This is a genomic window from Paraburkholderia sp. SIMBA_053 (assembly GCF_046534895.1).
In the GTDB taxonomy this organism is placed as follows: domain Bacteria; phylum Pseudomonadota; class Gammaproteobacteria; order Burkholderiales; family Burkholderiaceae; genus Paraburkholderia; species Paraburkholderia caledonica.
The window spans coordinates 1-290 of the sequence record NZ_JAWRXU010000448.1; the positions used below are offsets into that span (position 1 = coordinate 1).

At 71.0% G+C, this 290-nt stretch carries 1 protein-coding gene; it reads left to right on the top strand.

Going from position 1 to position 290, the window contains the following annotated elements:
• Positions 1–290: hypothetical protein (locus SB753_RS36370; protein ID WP_410804960.1), on the top strand; the 290-nt coding region annotated here is incomplete at both ends.

Consider the following 290-nt stretch of genomic DNA (forward strand, 5'->3'; position numbering starts at 1 on the left):
CGCGATCGGTCTGACGCGGATCATCATCGGGATCGTGCTCGCCGCTGCCGGCATCTCGGTGTCGACGGTGCCGCTCGTGCTGCGTGGACAGATCGCGGCGGGCGCCGCGGCCGGTGCGGTGATGCTGCTCATCATCGCGCTCGCCATGCTCGGCCCGTGGCTCGTGTCGCTGAGCATGCGCCTGATCGGCAGCGTGCTGCGGCGGCTGTCGTCCGCGGGCTTCCTGGCTTCGGCGAATGCCGCGGCGAACAGTCGGCGTCTGGCCTCGGCCATCCTGCCGATCGCTCTCG